This is a genomic window from Streptomyces smaragdinus, from assembly GCF_009604385.1.
Classification (GTDB): domain Bacteria; phylum Actinomycetota; class Actinomycetes; order Streptomycetales; family Streptomycetaceae; genus Streptomyces; species Streptomyces smaragdinus.
Map to the genome: position 1 here is coordinate 13,159 of NZ_WEGJ01000008.1, position 14,730 is coordinate 27,888.

General features: G+C 71.0%; 14 protein-coding genes. 4 read left to right on the forward strand and 10 right to left on the reverse strand.

Annotation, left to right across the window (positions count from 1 at the left end; genetic code table 11):
- Positions 1 to 136 precede the first annotated feature (136 nt).
- Positions 137 to 1,495: an MATE family efflux transporter gene (locus tag SRB5_RS13925; RefSeq protein ID WP_153452272.1), complete on the forward strand. Its 1,359-nt coding sequence runs from the start codon at positions 137 to 139 to the stop codon at positions 1,493 to 1,495.
- Here SRB5_RS13925 and SRB5_RS13930 read toward each other — a convergent pair.
- The 8 genes from SRB5_RS13930 to rpsF form a co-directional block, all read right to left on the reverse strand.
- Complete coding sequence (locus SRB5_RS13930; protein ID WP_153452273.1) at positions 1,446 to 2,465, reverse strand: nitroreductase family protein; 1,020 nt, start codon at positions 2,463 to 2,465, stop codon at positions 1,446 to 1,448. The two genes, SRB5_RS13925 and SRB5_RS13930, sit on opposite strands and share 50 nt — an antisense overlap.
- The gene (locus tag SRB5_RS13935; protein WP_153452274.1) at positions 2,462 to 3,547 is read right to left on the reverse strand and encodes a GNAT family N-acetyltransferase; all 1,086 of its coding nucleotides are present in this window, start codon (positions 3,545 to 3,547) and stop codon (positions 2,462 to 2,464) included. Before SRB5_RS13935 ends, SRB5_RS13930 begins: the two co-directional genes overlap by 4 nt.
- Positions 3,544 to 3,999, reverse strand: a complete 456-nt coding sequence (locus SRB5_RS13940) for a DUF4188 domain-containing protein (RefSeq protein ID WP_153452275.1) — start codon at positions 3,997 to 3,999, stop codon at positions 3,544 to 3,546. Before SRB5_RS13940 ends, SRB5_RS13935 begins: the two co-directional genes overlap by 4 nt.
- Complete coding sequence (locus tag SRB5_RS13945; protein ID WP_153452276.1) at positions 3,999 to 5,537, reverse strand: phenylacetate--CoA ligase family protein; 1,539 nt, start codon at positions 5,535 to 5,537, stop codon at positions 3,999 to 4,001. Before SRB5_RS13945 ends, SRB5_RS13940 begins: the two co-directional genes overlap by 1 nt.
- Positions 5,538 to 5,668: 131 nt before the next feature.
- Complete coding sequence (gene rplI, locus SRB5_RS13950) at positions 5,669 to 6,115, reverse strand: 50S ribosomal protein L9 (RefSeq protein ID WP_153452277.1); 447 nt, start codon at positions 6,113 to 6,115, stop codon at positions 5,669 to 5,671.
- Between the two features lie 19 nt (positions 6,116 to 6,134).
- Positions 6,135 to 6,371, reverse strand: a complete 237-nt coding sequence (rpsR, locus tag SRB5_RS13955; RefSeq protein WP_014143881.1) for a 30S ribosomal protein S18 — start codon at positions 6,369 to 6,371, stop codon at positions 6,135 to 6,137.
- Positions 6,372 to 6,419: 48 nt separating this feature from the next.
- Positions 6,420 to 7,010 (reverse strand): single-stranded DNA-binding protein, encoded by a 591-nt coding sequence (locus SRB5_RS13960; protein ID WP_153452278.1) that lies wholly within the window; start codon positions 7,008 to 7,010, stop codon positions 6,420 to 6,422.
- A gap of 135 nt (positions 7,011 to 7,145) precedes the next feature.
- Positions 7,146 to 7,436, reverse strand: a complete 291-nt coding sequence (rpsF, locus tag SRB5_RS13965; protein WP_153452279.1) for a 30S ribosomal protein S6 — start codon at positions 7,434 to 7,436, stop codon at positions 7,146 to 7,148.
- Positions 7,437 to 7,729: 293 nt separating this feature from the next.
- Between rpsF and SRB5_RS13970 the strand changes: the two genes are divergently transcribed.
- From SRB5_RS13970 to SRB5_RS13980, 3 genes are all read left to right on the forward strand, one after another.
- The gene (locus tag SRB5_RS13970; protein ID WP_153452280.1) at positions 7,730 to 8,044 is read left to right on the forward strand and encodes a hypothetical protein; all 315 of its coding nucleotides are present in this window, start codon (positions 7,730 to 7,732) and stop codon (positions 8,042 to 8,044) included.
- A gap of 131 nt (positions 8,045 to 8,175) precedes the next feature.
- On the forward strand, positions 8,176 to 9,294 hold the full coding sequence (locus SRB5_RS13975) for a lipid II:glycine glycyltransferase FemX (RefSeq protein WP_153452281.1): 1,119 nt from the start codon (positions 8,176 to 8,178) through the stop codon (positions 9,292 to 9,294).
- A 22-nt stretch (positions 9,295 to 9,316) separates the two neighbouring features.
- Positions 9,317 to 10,339, forward strand: a complete 1,023-nt coding sequence (locus SRB5_RS13980; protein WP_153452282.1) for an alanine racemase — start codon at positions 9,317 to 9,319, stop codon at positions 10,337 to 10,339.
- 52 nt (positions 10,340 to 10,391) lie between these two features.
- Here the strand turns inward: SRB5_RS13980 and SRB5_RS13985 are convergent, their stop codons facing one another.
- The gene (locus SRB5_RS13985) at positions 10,392 to 11,861 is read right to left on the reverse strand and encodes a glycosyltransferase family 87 protein (protein ID WP_153452283.1); all 1,470 of its coding nucleotides are present in this window, start codon (positions 11,859 to 11,861) and stop codon (positions 10,392 to 10,394) included.
- Between the two features lie 86 nt (positions 11,862 to 11,947).
- Positions 11,948 to 14,701: a transglycosylase domain-containing protein gene (locus SRB5_RS13990; protein ID WP_153452284.1), complete on the reverse strand. Its 2,754-nt coding sequence runs from the start codon at positions 14,699 to 14,701 to the stop codon at positions 11,948 to 11,950.
- Between the last annotated feature and the right edge of the window lie 29 nt (positions 14,702 to 14,730).

Here is a 14,730-nt window from a genome sequence, read left to right on the forward strand (position 1 = left end):
GCCGGTGGAGGAGAAAAAGTTGCCCGTCTGGCGGAAAGTCACGCCGACCCCCCGCCCGGCACGCCCCGGCGCCCGCCCACGTGTAATACCCCACAGAGACTAGGATCCATTACCTGTGGAAGATTAGATTGGCTGTATGCATCACGCACCCGCGTCCTCCCCGCGCAGCCGCCCGGACCGCCGCACCCGCCGCCGCCACGACCGCGAGATCGTCGCGCTCGCCCTGCCCGCCTTCGGGTCGCTGGTCGCGGAGCCGCTGTTCGTGCTCGCCGACAGCGCCATCGTCGGCCATCTGGGGACGCCGGAGCTCGCCGGCCTCGGGGTGGCCGCCTCGCTGCTGATGACCGCCGTCAGCGTCTTCGTCTTCCTCGCGTACGCGACGACCGCCGCCGTGGCCCGCCGGGTCGGCGCCGGGGACCTCCCGGCCGCGATCCGCCAGGGCGTCGACGGCATCTGGCTGGCCGCCGGCATCGGGGCGGTACTGGTCGCGGCGACCGCTTTGGCCGCGCCGGCGCTGGTGGACGCCTTCGGGGCGTCGGCGAGCGCGGCGCCGCACGCGGTGACGTATCTGCGGATCAGCGCGCTGGGCATCCCGGCGATGCTGGTGGTGTTCGCCGCGACGGGCGTCCTGCGCGGTCTGCAGGACACCCGCACCCCGCTGTACGTGGCGGTGGCCGGTTTCGCGGTGAACGCCGGGCTGAACGTGGCGCTGGTGTACGGGGCCGGCCTGGGCATCGCCGGGTCGGCGTGGGGCACGGTGATCGCGCAGTGGGGGATGGCGCTGGTCTATCTGGCGGTGGTGGTGCGCGGGGCGCGGCGGCACGGGGCGCCGCTGCGGCCGGATCTCGCGGGGATACGGGCGTCGGGGCGGGCGGGGGTGCCGCTGCTGATCCGGACGCTGGCGCTGCGGGCGGTGCTGCTGATCGCGACGGCGGTGGCGACGCGGCTGGGCGACGAGGAGATCGCGGCGCATCAGGTGGTGCTGGGGATCTGGTCGCTGCTGGCGTTCGCGCTGGACGCGATCGCGATCGCGGGTCAGGCGATCATCGGGCGGTATCTGGGGGCCGGTGACACCGAGCGCGCGCGGCAGGCGTGCCGGCGGATGGTGCAGTGGGGGGTGGCCGCCGGTGTCGTGCTGGGAGCGGGGGTGGTGGTGGCGCGGCCGCTGATCCTGCCGTTGTTCACGTCGGACGCCGCGGTGCAGGACCGGCTGCTGCCGGCGCTGGTGGTGGTGGCGCTGACGGAGCCGGTCGCGGGGGTGGTGTTCGTGCTGGACGGGGTGCTGATGGGCGCGGGGGACGGGCCGTATCTGGCGTGGGCGATGGTGGCGACGCTGGCGGTGTACGCGCCGGTGGCGTTCGCCGTGCCGGTGCTGGGGGGCGGGCTGACGGCGCTGTGGTGGGCAATGGGGCTGATGCTGGCGCTGCGGGCGGTGACGGTGGGGCTCAGGGCGCGGTCGGGGCGGTGGCTGGTGACGGGTGCCGTACGGGCCTGAGGGCGGGCCGGTCGACGGGGATGCGGGCGGAGCGGTGGACGGGGCCGGCGGGGCGGCCGGCGCGCAGGACGGCGAGGGGGCGGGCGCCGACGCGGCGGGTGAGGGCGGCGGCGGTGTGCGGGCAGTCGATGAGCTGGCTGAGGGGGTGGACGGCGAGGCCCAGGTCGGTGAGGGCGTACCACATCCGCACCAGGTCCCGCCCGGCGTCGATCATGTCCTCGGGGGTGCCGGGCCGGCCGGTGAGGACGAGGACGCTGCCGTCGTGGTCGGGGATGTCCCCCTGGCCGCGGGCGAGGAGTGCGGGCAGGCCCAGGCGGCGCAGCGGCCCGTACGCGGCGAGGGCGGTGCGCAGGCCGAGGGCCTGGGGGCGGGTGAGGCCGAGGGCGGCGGCGGTGAGGCCGTCGGGGGCGGGGCGGCGGCCCAGGCGCAGCCAGCGGGTGAGTTCGCGGACGACGGCGGGGGTGCGCCAGAGCCAGGTGTCGGCGCGGGTGGTGTGGCGGCGCAGTTCGCGGGCGGCGAGTTCCATGAGCCCGGTGTGGGTGAGGCCGTCGGCGAGGCGGTCGAGGGTGCGGGTGCTGAGGCGGCCGGGGGCGTAGGCGCCGCGGTGGGTGGTGCGGGCTTCGACGGTGCGGGTGGTGTACGGGGTTTCGTACGGCCGGTCGGCGGGAAGCAGTCGCGCCGCGATGTGGCGCCCAGCGTCGACGCGTACCTCCGCCCGCAGCGGGATCCCGGCGTCGGCGGCGACGACGAGGGCGGTCTCCACGAACGCGCCGAGGGAGAGGTACAGGTCCCGCCGTGTGGGGTCCCCGGCGGGCAGCTCCCGCGCGGGGTCCCAGCCGACGACCGCCCCGCCGCCGGAGCCGGGGCGCAGGGTCCACGGCTGCGTGTTGTGCGCGCTGGGGGCGCGGCGGATGTGGTCCTCGAGGGCGAGGAGTTCGCGGGTCCGGTCCTCGGTGGCGGCGGGGGTCATCGCAGGTTCCGCTCGTAGAAGGTGTGTCCGTGCAGGGGGCGTCCGCCGATGCGCCGGTACGAGGCGGCGCTGGCGGGGTTGTCGTGTTCGACGTAGGTGGAGCGCAGGGTGTGGTAGCCGGCGGTGCGCAGGTTGCGGGTGAGTTCGCGCGACAGGAGGGTGAGATAGCCCTTGCCCTGCTCGCCGGGGACGGTGCCTTTCACGATGAGGACGGCCTCGCGGCGGTAGCGGCGGCGGGTGGCGAGGAGGCGCAGCTGCTGGGGGAGGGCCATGCGGCCGCCGTGGCGCATGAGGAAGTACGAGATGTCGGGCAGCGCGAGGACGAACGCGACCGGCCGGGAGTCCCGGGCGAGGAAGAGCAGCAGCCGTTCGTCGAGGAGGTGGGCGAGGCCGTCGGTCTGGGCGGCGAGCTTCTCGGCGGAGATCTCGGTGTAGTAGCCGAGCTGTTCGAAGGAGGCGTTGAGCATGGCGCGCAGCAGCGGCAGCTGGGCGTCGAGGCGGCGCCGGCTGCCGTGGTGGATGCGCAGGCCCTCGGCGGCGATGCGGGTGTCGTCGAAGCGGTAGGCGGTGTCGGGGTCGACGGTGCGGATGCTGTCGCAGATCCAGGTGTCGGCGGGGAAGGCGGGGCAAAAGCCGTGCTGCCGGTAGGCGGCGGGGTAGTGGCCGGGGTTCCAGGCGGAGTCGGTGAAGCCGCGGTGTTCGAAGCCGGAGGTGATGACGCCGCCGGTCTCGTTGGGGAGGAGGGCGACGGGGCCGAAGAGGCGGTCGGTGTCGTGGCCGGTACGGGCGGCCAGGGCGAACAGCTCGCCGGCGACGTCGGCGTCGGTGAACTCGGTGAGTCCGAACAGCTGCTGGCGTACCCCCCGTTTGGCGTCGAACGCGGCGTCGCGGTGCAGGCAGATCCGTCCGGCGGGGCGCCCGGCCGCGTCGTACGCGAGGTGGAGCTCGGTGGCGCCGGTCTCGTACCACGTCGTGATCTGCTCGCGCAGCAGCGGGACGTAGCGGTCGCGGGGGTGCAGGCGCAGGGGCAGGTCCGTGAAGTCGCGCAGGGCGCGGCGGTCGGTGACGGGTGCGGTGGTCATCGGCCGGTCCGGTGGCGTACGGGCTTGGGGGCGCGTTCGGTGCTGAGGGGGGCGAAGGTGTCGATGTGGCCGAGGCTGCCGTCCTCGGCGCGCCAGGCGCCGTTGGTGTAGCCGTGGGGGCTCGCGGTGTAGATGCGGACGAATCCGGCGCGGGCCCGGCGGGTGCCGTCGTCGGTGAGCCAGCACATGAGGTCGTGGTGGGCGCGGCCGCGGGCGAACTTGTTGAGGGCGTCGGCGTCGGTGAAGAAGGCCATGGTGCCGATCTGCAGGGGGGTGCGCCAGTAGAGCTTGTGCCAGACGTAGCCGCGGTGGCGTTTCATCTCGCGCAGCAGCCGGCGCCAGCGGGGGGCGAGGGTGATGAGGGTCCACAGGCCGGTGTAGTGGGTGAGTCCGACGAACAGCGCGCCGGCCTGGCCGGGGGCGGGGGTGCGGGTGAAGTCGGTGCTGCGCATCAGGCGGCCCTCGTCTCGTCCATCAGGTAGATGTTCTTGATCGCGGTGTGGCCGGTGAACGGCCCGGTCCGGTACGGATGGACGCGTACGGTCAGCTCGGCGGCGGAGTCGTCCTCGGTGAGGGACTGCGCGAAGTCGCGGCTGGCGGACGCGAGATGGGTGAGGACGCCGGTGCGGCAGACCTCGGCGAGGGCGGCGGTGTCGACGTCGGCGCCGTCGCGGAGCTGGACGTGGACGACGGGGCGGGCGTCGAGGCCGTCGGCGAGGGCGAGGCGGAAGCTCTCGATGTGCTCGGCGTGGGGGTTGCCGGTGTAGAGGCCGTACTCGACGTCCTGCGGGTAGATGTTGGCGCCCATGTACGAGACGGTCGAGTCGGCGCGGCCGTACAGGAACAGCAGGGGCAGCCGCATGCGTTCGCGGCGGGCGGCGCGTTCGGCGGCGACGAGGAGGCCGGGGCGGGTGGCGGCGAGGTCGGTGAGGGTTTCCCAGATGTCGGGGAACGCGGTCAGCCTGGCCTCGTCGCCGATGTTGTAGCGGAGTTTGGGGGCCATGACGGCGGTGGAGTTGATGGTGCAGAGCAGTTCGCCGCGGTCGGTGGTCTCCAGGTAGGTCTCCAGGGGGTTGTACTGGAAGACCATGGGCAGGCGGCTCTCGCCGGGTCCGAGGAGGGCGGCCCGGGCCTCGGGGTCGTCGCGCATGAGGCGGCGCAGCCAGACGGTGAAGGTGGTCTCGCCGCCCATGCCGATGGTGAGGTCGGAGGCGCCGTAGCCGGAGCGGACCTTGCCGAACACGTCCCCCACATAGTCCCGCAGGGCCTCGGTCATGCCTTCGCCGCCGACCATGCCGGCCAGGCGGTATCCCGTGAACCACTCCTCGCCGGCGAGGCGGTCGCGCAGGTGCTTGAGGAAGGGCGGGTAGGCCGTGACGAGGTAGTCGTAGCGCGGGCCGAAGTGGCGCAGCGTGTCGACGATCTTCTCGAGGTCGGGGCCGGTGTTCTTGACGGTGGCGATGCGCGCCATGGCGATGCCGGTGTTGGTGCCGGTGGCCCAGGCGCCCATGCTGTAGGCGTTGACGACGAAGAGGCGCCTGGAGGGGAAGACGAGGGTGGCGTAGCCGGCGACGTTGCGGTGGACGGTGTCCAGTTCGCGCTTGGAGCGGATCCAGTTGTACGGGGTGCCGCTGGAGCCGGAGGATTCGTCGACGACGCTGCCGGCGATCTCGATCTCGCCCTTCCAGCAGCGTTCGTGCTCCTGGTACGCCTTGACGTACCCCTCCTTGTCGGTCGCCGGGTAGGACTCGAGCCGGAACCACCGGAAGCGCCAGCCGTTCTTCGCCAGGTGGGTGCGGTACGCGGGGACGTCGAGGGCGGCGAACTGGCAGGTCATCCAGGCGTGGAGCTTCGCGAAGCGGCTCATCCAGGGGTGGTAGTTGCGGGCCATCAGGCGCCATACGGCCGGGTGGGCCCGGTACGCCCGGTAGAGGGCGGTCAGCGCGAAGCTGACCGTGCGTAGGGTCCACTGCCGCAGGAAGCTGCTCATGGGGTCAGCCTGGCCCGGCACCGGGTTCCTGAGCATGCGCTCAGCTACTCATCCGTCGCCTAGGTACGGGGCGCCCGAGAGCGCGAAGAGGGCCACCCCGCAGGGGGTGGCCCTCTTACGAACGCGAGGCGTTACGCGGACTGGACCTCGAGGTTGACCTTGGCGGACACCTCGGGGTGCAGTCGCACGGACACCGCGTGCGACCCCAGCGTCTTGATCGGGGTGGCGACCTCGATCCGGCGCTTGTCGACGTCCGGCCCGCCGGCGGCCTTGATCGCCGAAGCGATGTCCGCCGCGGTGACCGCACCGAACAGACGCCCGGCGTCGCCGGCGCGCCCCTTCAGCCGCACCTTGACGCCCTCGAGCTCCGCCTTGACCACGTTGGCCTGCTCGACCGACGCGATCTCGCGCAGCTTGCGGCCGCGGCGGATCTGCTCGACGTCCTTCTCGCCGCCCCGGGTCCAGCGGATCGCGAGACCACGCGGGACCAGGTAGTTGCGGGCGTAACCGTCCTTGACCTCGACGACGTCGCCGGGGCCACCGAGGCCGCTGACCTCGTGAGTGAGGATGATCTTCATGCTGTCGTCACCCTCCCAATCAGCGAGCGGTCGAGGTGTAAGGCAGCAGCGCCATCTCACGGCTGTTCTTCACGGCCGTGGCGACATCGCGCTGGTGCTGGGTGCAGTTGCCGGTCACCCGACGGGCACGGATCTTGCCGCGGTCGGAAATGAACTTCCGCAGCAGGTTCGTGTCCTTGTAGTCGACGTACGTGACCTTGTCCTTGCAGAAAGCGCAGACCTTCTTCTTAGGCTTGCGCGGAGGCGGCTTAGCCATTGTCGTTCTCCATCTGGATCAAGAAGTTTTCTGTGGTGTGAGCCCCGCTCAGAAGGGGGGCTCGTCCGAGTAGCCGCCACCGCCGGAGTTCCCGCCCCAGCTGCCGCCGCCCTGCTGGCCGCCGGACTGCTGCCCGCCAGACGCCCAGGGGTCGCTGCCGCCGCCCTGCTGGCCGCCACCGGGGTTGCCGCCCCAGTTGCCGCCCTGCTGGCCGCCGGACTGCTGCCCGCCGCCCTGCTGGGGACCGCCGAAGCCGCCGCCCTGTCCGCCGCGGCCCTGTGTCTTGGTGACCTTGGCCGAGGCGTAGCGCAGCGACGGGCCGATCTCGTCGACCTCGAGCTCGACGACGGTGCGCTTCTCACCGTTGTTCGTCTCGTACGAACGCTGCCGCAGCCGCCCCTGCGCCACGACCCGCATACCGCGGGTCAGCGACTCGGCCACGTTCTCCGCGGCCTGGCGCCAGATCGACGCGCGGAGGAACAGCGCGTCGCCGTCCTTCCACTCGTTGGTCTGGCGGTCGAAGGTGCGGGGGGTCGACGCGATCGTGAAGTTCGCGACGGCCGCACCGGAGGGGGTGAAGCGCAGCTCGGGGTCATCGGTCAGGTTCCCGACGACTGTGATGACGGTCTCGCCTGCCATGTGTGAAGACCTCTCGCGTGTGCTTGACGGCTGCTGGGCCGGTAGGGGCGGGTCGGGAGGCCCCACAGGGACCGCCCCGACGGATGTAGCGATGAACTTGTGTCGCAGCTACTCGTGCCCGTCGGCCCGACTACCTCAGTGGGTGTCGGGACGCAGGACCTTGGTCCGGAGGACCGACTCGTTCAGGTTCATCTGACGGTCGAGCTCCTTGACGACCGCAGGCTCGGCCTGCAGGTCGATGACCGAGTAGATGCCCTCGGGCTTCTTCTTGATCTCGTAGGAGAGACGACGACGGCCCCAGGTGTCGACCTTCTCCACCTTGCCCTTGCCCTCACGGACAACGGACAGGAAGGACTCGATCAGCGGGGAGACTGCTCGCTCCTCGAGATCGGGGTCGAGGATGACCATCACCTCGTAGTGACGCATGTAGTACCCACCTCCTCTGGACTCAGCGGCCACGGTCTTTCCGTGGCAGGAGGGTTTCTCTCTGCGTCGCAACGGTATCGCCCGGCACCGACAATCCCCGAGAGTTATCCACAGGGAAGGTCCGGCCAGGGCACACACCGGTGCAGCGGTCCAGACTACCTGCCGGGGGCCTTCCGGTTGAAATCCGGGCATCATTCGCTGCAATCTGTACACAACGGATGTGAGCCGGGTCACCGCCCGCCACCGCGGCGGGCAGGGCCCGACACCCGTAGGGAACCGTACGGAGGTGCCCCATGACACAGGCAGCACCGCGGCAGCGGAACATCGGTCTCTTCGCCGGCGACGGCAAGCCCCACACCACGGTCGACGTGCTGGTCGGCGTGACCCTGGTGCTGGGTGTGCTGGCGCTGGTCACGGCGTTCTTCCACTCCCTGCACCTGCTCTCCTCGTGGGCGGGCCTGGCGGGCATCGTCACCGGCGGATGGGGCCAGATGATCTCCGTGACGACCCGGGAGCGGGTGTTCCTGGTCCTGGGCCTGGGCGCGGCCGGTCTGGGCTTCCTCCTGGGGATGGCGCACGGCGGGCTCTGGGGCGGTGTGATCGGCTGAGCCGGCCGGTGACCGGCTGACCGTACGCAGGGCAAACGCGCCCGGGGCGGGTCTCGGCCCGCCCCGGTGGGGCGCCACGGACCGCAGTAGGCTTCCGTCTCAAGCCTCGCAGTCCATCTAGGAGCGCCCCCATGAGCCTGACCCTGCGGACCATCAGCCGCGAGCAGCATCTGGCGTACATCCAGAGCCTGCCGTCGGCCAGTCACTGCCAGGTCCCGGCATGGGCGGACGTGAAGGCCGAGTGGCGCTCGGAGAGCCTCGGCTGGTTCGACGCCGAGGGGTACCAGGTGGGCGCGGGGCTGGTGCTGTACCGGCAGCTGCCGAAGGTCAAGCGCTATCTGGCGTATCTGCCGGAGGGCCCGGTCCTGAACTGGTTCGACCCGAATCTGGAGAGCTGGCTGCGGCCGATGCTCGCGCATCTGAAGCAGCAGGGCGCCTTCACGGTGAAGATGGGCCCGCCGGTGGTGATCCGCCGCTGGCACGCGGAGTCCATCAAGAAGGGCATCGCCGCCCCCGACGTCAAGCGGCTGCGCGACATAGAGGCCGACGTCATCGAGCCCCGCGCGTTCGAGGTGGCGGAGCGGCTGCGCCGGATGGGCTGGCAGCAGGACCAGGAGGCCGGCGCGGGCTTCGGCGACTTCCAGCCGCGGTACGTCTTCCAGGTGCCGCTGGCCGGACGCAGCGAGGCGGACCTGCTCAAGGGCTTCAACCAGCTCTGGCGGCGCAACGTCAAGAAGGCCGAGAAGGCGGGCGTGCAGATCGTCCGCGGCGATCTCTCGGACTTCGGCGAGTGGCAGCGGCTGTACGAGATCACGGCGGTACGCGACCACTTCCGCCCCCGTCCCCAGGCGTACTTCGAGCGCCAGTGGAAGGCCCTGAACGCCGAGGACCCGAACCGGATGCGGCTGTACTTCGCCCGGCACAACGGGGTGAACCTGGCCGCGACGACGATGCTGCGCGTCGGCGGCCACGTCTGGTACTCGTACGGCGCCTCCGACAACGTGGGCCGCGAGGTGCGCCCGTCCAACGCCATCCAGTGGGCGATGATGCGCGACGCGCTCGCCGAGGGCGCCTCGGTGTACGACCTGCGCGGTATCGGCGACGCCCTGCACGAGGAGGACCACCTCTTCGGCCTGATCCAGTTCAAGGTGGGAACGGGCGGCGAGGCCGTCGAATACCTGGGCGAGTGGGACTTCCCCCTCAATAAGCTTCTCCACAAGGCACTCGACATCTACATGTCCCGCCGCTGACGAAAGGTCCAGGGCCTCCCCGATGGCGCTCACGCTCTACGTCGACACCGCGCGCTGGCGCAACCACCAGCACTCCGTGCTCCAGCAGTTCCCCGGCCTGGTGCCGGTCTGCAAGGGCAACGGCTACGGCTTCGGGCACGAGCGCCTCGCCGACGAGGCCACGCGCTTCGGCGCGGACATCCTCGCGGTGGGCACCGTCTACGAGGCGGCCCGTACGAAGGACTACTTCGGCCGGGACCTGATGGTCCTCACCCCGTACCAGACGACCGAGGAGCCGGTGCCGCTGCCGACCCGGGTGATCCGCACCGTCGCCTCCATCGACGGGATCGCGCGGCTGGTCGGGGCCCGGGTGGTGGTCGAGGTGATGTCGTCGATGCGGCGGCACGGGGTCACGGTGGAGGACCTGCCGAAGCTGCACGCGATGCTGGACGACGTCCGGTTCGAGGGCTTCGCCATACATCTGCCGCTGGACTCGGTGAACGCGGTGGAGGAGGTCATCACCTGGATGGACCGGCTGCGTTCCGCGCGGCTGCCGCTGCACACGGTGTTCGTCAGCCATGTGTCGGCGGACGAGCTGGCGCGGCTGCAGCAGCAGTTCCCGCAGACCCGCTTCCGCGCCCGGATCGGCACCCGGCTGTGGCTCGGCGACCACGAGGCGACGGAGTACCGGGGTACGGTGCTGGACGTCACCCGGGTCTCCAAGGGCGACCGCTTCGGCTACCGCCAGCAGAAGGCGGTCGGCGACGGCCATCTGGTCGTCGTCGCGGGCGGTACGTCGAACGGCGTGGGCCTGGAGTCCCCCAAGGCGATGCACGGCGTGATGCCGCGCGCCAAGGGCGTCGCCCGCGCGGGCCTGGCCACGGTCAACCGCAACCTCTCCCCGTACCTCTGGCAGGGCAAGCAGCGCTGGTTCGCGGAGCCCCCGCACATGCAGGTCTGTATCCTCTTCCTCCCCGACGACGTCTCCCCGCCGTCGGTGGGCGAGGAGCTCCCCGCCCAGCTCCGCCACACGACGACGGCCCCGGACCGCATCGTCGACCGCTGAGACGCGTACGCGAAGGGCCCGGAGCCGGTCGCTCCGGGCCCTTCCCCATGTCTCAGGGTCGTACGCCCCAGGACACCGCCTGCCCCTCGAACCGCGCCGCGTGCTTCGCGTGCTCCGGCTGCTCGCCGAAGACCAGCACGTCCGGGGCCCGGTCCAGGACGCCGCCCGAAGGATCGTCGTCCCCCGCCAGACGCACCGGGTCGTGCTCCGGGAAGAGGATGTCCCGTACCACCGTCCCGCACAGATACAGCGTGCCCAGCAGATGGGCCACGACCGTCCAGTGGTACTTCTCCTGCGGCAGTCCCCCGGGGTTGTCGCCGCCCGTGGTGTTCGCCAGATAGAGCCAGATGCCGGCGAAGTACACGACCTCGCACGCCTGCCAGATCAGGAAGTCCCGCCAGCGGGGGCGGGCCAGCGCGGCCAGCGGGATCAGCCACAGCACGTACTGCGGCGAGTACACCTTGTTGAACAGCACGAACGCCGCGACCACCAGGAACGCCAGCTGCGCGAACCGCGGCCGGCGCGGCGCCCACATCGCGAGCGCCCCGACGGCCATCAGCGCCGCGAGGACCAGGCCGACGGAGATGGTGTTGACGGCGGCGGTGTCCGGGGGGTTGGGCCAGCGCTGGGAGATGATCAGCCAGAACGAGCCGTAGTCGGCGTCCCGTTCCCTGCTGTACGAGTAGAACTTCACCCAGCCGTCCCAGGCGAAGTACGCCACCGGCAGGTTCACCGCCACCCACGCCCCCACCGCCCCGCCGAGCACCGCGCCGAACTCACGCAGCCGCCCGGCCCGTACACACAGCACGAACAGCGCGAACAGCAGGAGCACCGGATACAGCTTGGCCGCCGTGGCCAGCCCCAGCAGCACCCCCGCCGCCAGCGGACGGCTGCGCGACCACATCATCATCGCCGCCGCCGTCAGCGCGACGGCGAACAGGTCCCAGTTGATGGTCGCGGTGAGCGCCAGCGCCGGCGCGAGCGCGACCAGCAGCGCGTCCCAGGGGCGGCGCCGGCCGGTCCGCGCGACGCACACCACCAGCACGACGGTGCAGATCAGCAGCATCCCGGCGTTGACCAGCCAGTACACCTGCTCGCGGTGGACGAGGTCGGAGCCGTGGGGGGTGAGCCAGGAGGCGACCTCCATGAAGAGCCCGGTGAGCACCGGGTACTCCAGATACTCCATGCCGCCGGAGACGTTCGGCGGGAGCTCGTCGAAGTACGGCACCAGATCATCGGCGAAGCCCCGCCCCTGGAACAGATGCGGGATGTCCGAGTAGCACAGATGCGTGTACTGGGCGTTGTCCCCGGAGAACCACCCGTCGGCGTAGCACGGGAACTTCTGCGCCATGCCCAGCGCGAACATCCCGATCGCGACGAGCGCCACGACCCGCACCGGCGTCCACCACCACCCGCCGCCATGCGCCCGTCTGCCCGCCGGCCCGCCGAGGAGGGCGCTGGCCCGCGCGGCCACCTCGTCCTGAGCGGTGGGCCGCACCACGTCGTCTCGCACGCTCGTCATGCGGACATCCTGCCGTACGCGCACACGGCACCGGCCCCCGCGGACGAGGTACGTCCGCGGGGGCCGGTGCACAGGGGTCGCCCGGGCTAGCCGAGCAGGCCTCTGGGGCCGCCGCCTCCGTTGCTGTTGCCGGTGGGTGAGGGCGACGGCGACGGACTGGTCCCGCCGGTGGTGCCGCCGTCGGTGGTCCCGAAGATGGTGTTGCCGTCCGTGGTGGTCCCGTCGGTGGTGGTGCCGCCGTCGGTGGTGCCGCCGTTGAGCGTGGTACCGCCGTCGGTCGTCGTCTGGCCCCAGCAGTTGGGGTCCTTCGTCGGGTCACACGTCTGGCCGCCGGCACCGCCGGGCTTCTCCGGCTTGCCCGTCGTCGGGTCGTCGGGCTCCTCGGTGTGCTTGGGCTTGGGCTCGGGCTTCTTCGCGCCGCCGCCGTAGATCTTGTTCGTGATCGGCGTCGCGGGGGTGAAGTCGACGGTTTCCTTGCCGTTCAGCGCGGCCTTCATGTAGTCCGTCCACACCTCGGTGGGGATCGCACCACCGTGGATGGATTCCACGCCGGCCGTGCCGTTCATGGACAGCAGGGACGGGAAGTCCTTGGTCCGCTCGTCCTTGTTGACCTTCTCCTTGGTGTCCGGGTCCAGCGACTTGGGGTCGGGCCGGTACATGGAGATCGAGGTGGTCAGCTGCGGGGTGTAGCCGACGAACCAGGCGGAGGCGTTGGAGTCGGTGGTACCGGTCTTGCCGGCCGCCGGCCGCCCCAGCGCCGCGGCCGCGTGGCCGGTGCCGTTCTGGTCGGAGACGACCTTCTCCAGCACCTGCGTCACGTTGTTCGCGACGTTCTCGTCGAAGGCCTGCGACTTCTTGTGCTCGCCGAACTCCTCCGTGTTGATCTCCTGGCCGTCCTTCTTGACCTTCACCACGGAGAACGGCTCGATGTGCGTGCCCTCGGCCGCGAACGTCGCGTACGCGCTGGCCATCCGGATCGCGCTGGGGGTCGCGGTACCCAGGGCGAAGGAGGCGATCCTCGTGTTGCCCAGGGTGTCCTTGAGGATGCCCATGCTCTCGGCCGTCTGCGCCACGTTCGACAGGCCGACGTCGATGCCGAGCTGGACGAAGGGCGAGTTGATCGAGCGGAGCATCGAGAACTCCAGGGTGCGCGGACCCCAGTTCGTCTCCCCCTCGTTCTTCTGCCGGAACGGCTCGCCGTCCTTGTCCGGGACGGGCTCGCCGTCCTGGTCGACGATCACCTGGTTGTCGTTGGCGTTGTAGACGCTCTGCGCGGAGATGCCCTCGCCGTCCGTCGCGTACGTGCCCTTGTCCATCGCGGTGGCGAGGACGATCGGCTTCCACGTCGAACCGACGGGGACGCCGAGCGCGTCGGCGTTGTTGAAGAAGTGGCCCTTGTCGAAGCCGGGACCGCCGTAGATGGCGACGATCTTCCCGGTCTCCGGCTCCACGGAGGCACCGCCGAACTGGACGAACTTGTCCTTGCGGCGCTTCTCGTCTATGTGCTTCTTGCGCGCCTTGTCCACGGAGGCCTGCAGCGCCATGACCTTCTTCTTGTCGAAGGTCGTGTAGATCTGGTAGCCGCCGAGCTCCATCTCCTGCTTGGTCAGGCCGGTCGTCTTGCGCACGTACTTGTCGGCCGTGTCGATGAGATAGCCGGTCTGGCCGGTCAGGTCACCGCCCGGGCTCCACTTCTCGACCTTCGGGTACTTGCGGTACTTGGCCCGTTCGGCGGGGGTGAGGGAGACCTTCCCCTGGATCTTGACCTCGGTCTGCCGGTCGAGGATCCACGCCCAGCGCTCCTTGGCGCGGGCCAGGTTCTCCTTCGGGGTGGCGCCCGGACCCTCACCGCCGTGCGGGTCGTAGAAGTTGGGGCCCTTCAGGACCGCGGCGAGGACGGCCGTCTCGCTCGCGTTCAGCTTGCTGGCGTCCTTCTTGAAGTACGCCTGCGCCGCCGCCTGGATGCCGTAGGCGCCGCGGCCGTAGTAGGCGGTGTTGAGGTAACCCTCGAGGATGGTGTCCTTCTGCTCGCTGGCGCCCACCTTGATGGAGACGAACAGCTCCTTGACCTTCCGGGAGAGGGTCTGGGACTGGTCGTTCAGCATCGCGTTCTTCACGTACTGCTGGGTGATGGTGGAACCACTCTGGGTGTCACCGCCCTTGGCCATGTTGAACAGCGCGCGGGCGATGCCCTTGGGGTCGATGCCCGAGTCCTCGTAGAACGACGCGTTCTCCGCGGAGATGATCGCCGTCTGCATGGTCCGGGGGATCTCGGCCAGCGGGATGATCTGGCGGTTCGTCTGTCCGCCGGTCGCCGCCATCTGGCTGCCGTCGGACCAGTAGTAGACGTTGTTCTGCTGCTGGGCGGCCAGCGCCACGTTGGGCTTGCTCACGAGCGCCAGGCCTATGGCCGTGAGCGCCACCAGCAGGCCGAAGCCCAGCACGCACATGCCGAGGACCTGCTTCCACGACGGTACGAAGGCCTTCAGGCCGTCGCGGTCGTGGCGGGGGTAGTCGATGAACCGCTTCTTGGCCGGTTCGCTGCGGCGCCGGCGCGGACGCCCGTAGTCGTCGTCCCCGCCGTAACCGCCGCCGCCGCGGCGGCCACCGCCTCCGTGTCCTCCGGAGCGGCTGCCCGCGTACTCGTCCGGGGGAGCGGCGCGGCGTCGCCCGCCGCCTCCGCCCGCGGCCCGGCGGGCCCCGGTCCGTCCGCCGTACCCGCCGGCGGCGTCATAGCCTCCGCCCTGACGCGGGGCGGGGCCGCCCGAAGGGGCGCGCCGGCGGCCTCCTCCGCCTCCAGCGCGTCCGCCGTTCGGCGGCTTGCGACGGTGCTCGCTCATGGAAGGACTACTCCTAGGACAGGTCGGTG